The organism is Kitasatospora sp. MY 5-36 (assembly GCF_001182915.1).
GTDB lineage: Bacteria > Actinomycetota > Actinomycetes > Streptomycetales > Streptomycetaceae > Kitasatospora.
In genome coordinates this window covers 1-2,343 of sequence record NZ_LFVW01000321.1, presented here as the reverse complement: position 1 = coordinate 2,343, position 2,343 = coordinate 1, and the positions used below count along the sequence as shown (strand labels likewise).

General features: G+C 75.4%; 3 protein-coding genes and 1 pseudogene. All 4 read left to right on the top strand.

The genetic code is table 11. From position 1 onward, the window contains the following. Positions 1–256 (top strand): annotated as a pseudogene (locus tag AE652_RS21160) (hypothetical protein); the annotation flags it as partial. Positions 257–420: 164 nt separating this feature from the next. Next, positions 421–930, top strand: coding sequence for a hypothetical protein (locus AE652_RS21155; protein WP_049653861.1), 510 nt, complete (start codon positions 421–423; stop codon positions 928–930). A gap of 47 nt (positions 931–977) precedes the next feature. Continuing rightward, positions 978–1,634: an HAD family hydrolase gene (locus tag AE652_RS21150; RefSeq protein ID WP_082345870.1), complete on the top strand. Its 657-nt coding sequence runs from the start codon at positions 978–980 to the stop codon at positions 1,632–1,634. A gap of 153 nt (positions 1,635–1,787) precedes the next feature. Then, a partial coding sequence (locus AE652_RS21145) for an aldehyde dehydrogenase family protein (RefSeq protein ID WP_159028515.1) occupies positions 1,788–2,343 on the top strand: 556 nt, incomplete at its 3' end.

Here is a 2,343-nt window from a genome sequence, read left to right as displayed (position 1 = left end):
CGCCCTGCGCGAGTGGCGCGCCCGGGACCGTCCGCGCGGCGTGCTCGCCCAGCTGGTGAGCCGCTACCGCCACGCCGTCACCCGGCAGCTGCTGCGCGAGGCCGCCCTGCTGCGGGCCGAGGGCGTCCGGGTGCGGCTGCTCGCGCCGACCCTGGCGGACCTCGCGGTGATGGGCCCGAACATGATGGACCCGGCCCGCCGCGGCGCCGTCCTGGAGAGCGCCCTGCGCACCAGCCGGGAGGCGCTCCGGGCCTAGCGCGGCGCCGACGTGGGCCCGGCGCGGGCACCGTACGGGTCCGGCCGCGGGCGCCCGCCCCCGGACCAGGGGTGATCACGGGCGGCCCGGCGGCGCTTATTCTTGGGGCGCTGGAGACTGTGCTGCTGGACGAACCCCGCTGGACGAACCGGAGAGTGCCCCCGATGCGCGTGTACGTGCCCACCACCCTGGCCGGCCTGGCGGCGGCGCACGAGGGCGGCGCCCTGGACCAGTCCGCCGCGTACGCGGTGACGCCCGCGCTGCGCGAGTGGTACGTCAGCGACGACCTGGAGGAGCTGGAGTACGCGGCGCTGAACCGGGCCGCCCAGTCCTCGCTGCGGCTGCTGGCCGCCGACCCGGGGGCCCCGCGCCGCCGGGTGGTGGTGGCGCTGGACGTGGCGGACGGGTCGGTGCGGCCGTTCCCCGGCGACGAGTACCAGGACCAGGCCTCGCTCGGCCGGGTGGTGCTGGCCGGCCCGGTGCGGCTGGCCAAGGCGGCCGCGGTGCACGCCGACGTGTCCGACGACGAGGTGGTCACGGACGTCGCGGCGGCGGTGGCGGCGGTGGCCGCGGCCGACGCCGGCGACCAGGACGCCCAGTTCACCGTGGACGGCGCCGAGGACCACGACCTGCTCTGGTTCGCGACCCAGGAGATCCCCTCCCTGCTCGGGTGAGTTCCGCCCTACCGGCGTGTCACCCGGCCGGGTTACCGTTTCACCCCGTGCGCACTCACATCGTTTGGGACTGGAACGGCACGCTCTTCCACGACATGGAGGCCGTGCTCGGGGCGAGCAACGCCGCGTTCGCGACCATCGGCGTCGGGCCGATGACGCTCCAGGAGTACCGCGAGCAGTACGAGATCCCGATCCCCCGCTTCTACCAGCGCCTGCTCGGCCGGACGCCCTCCGCGGAGGAGTGGCTGAGGCTCGACGACGCGTTCCACGACCGCTACCGGGAGCTCAGTCCGTCCTGCGGGCTGACCGAGGGCGTGCGCGAGCTGTTGGACGGCTGGCGGGCGGCCGGGAACAGCCAGTCGCTGCTGTCGATGTACGAGCACGACAAGCTGGTGCCGCTGGTCGACACCTTCGGCCTGAGCAGCGGTTTCCTGCGGGTGGACGGCCGCAGCGGCCCGTCCGGCGGCCAGAAGGCGGAGCACCTGACCCGGCACCTGGCCGCGCTGGGCGAGCGGGTGGACCCGGCCCGTACGGTGCTGATCGGCGACGCCGCGGACGACGCCCTGGCGGCGCTGGGCGCGGGCGCCCACGCGGTGCTCTACACCGGCGGTTCGCACACCCGGGAGAAGCTGGAGCCGGTCGGCGTCCCGGTGGTGGACAGCCTGGCCGAGGCGGTCGAGCTGGCGGGCCGGATCACGGGCTGAACCCCGGGCCCGTCCGGAAGGGGCGGGACGGGATACCGGCGGACGTGGCGGGCGCCACGTCCGCCGTCCGCGTGTCTGAGCGGGCGGATCGCGCCCCGGCTGGTCAGGCTGGTGTCACACCCGACCAGCCCCAGGACGGAGCCCGCCATGCCCATCGACGCAGTCACCGAGGTGCCGGTCCCGGTCAACGAGCCGGTGCGGGCGTACGCGCCCGGCAGCCCGGAGCGGGACCGGCTGGTGCGGCGGCTGGACGACCTGGCGGCCGAGCAGGTCCCGCTGCCGATGACGATCGGCGGCGAGCAGCGCTTCGGCGGCGGCGAGCGGATCGAGGTGGTGCAGCCGCACCACCACGCCGCCAAGCTGGGCGTGCTCGGCAACGCCACCCGGGAGGACGCCCGGGCGGCGGTGGACGCGGCGCTGGCCGCCGGCCGGCAGTGGCGCTCGCTCTCCTTCGACGACCGCGCGGCGGTCTTCCTGCGCGCCGCCGACCTGTTGGCCGGGCCCTGGCGGGAGACGCTCAACGCGGCCACCATGCTCGGCCAGTCCAAGACCGCGCAGCAGGCGGAGATCGACTCGGCGTGCGAGCTGATCGACTTCTGGCGGTTCAACGTGGGGTTCGCCCGGCAGATCCTGGCGGATCAGCCGATCTCCTCGCCCGGCGTGTGGAACCGCACCGACCACCGCCCGCTGGAAGGTTTCGTCTACGCGG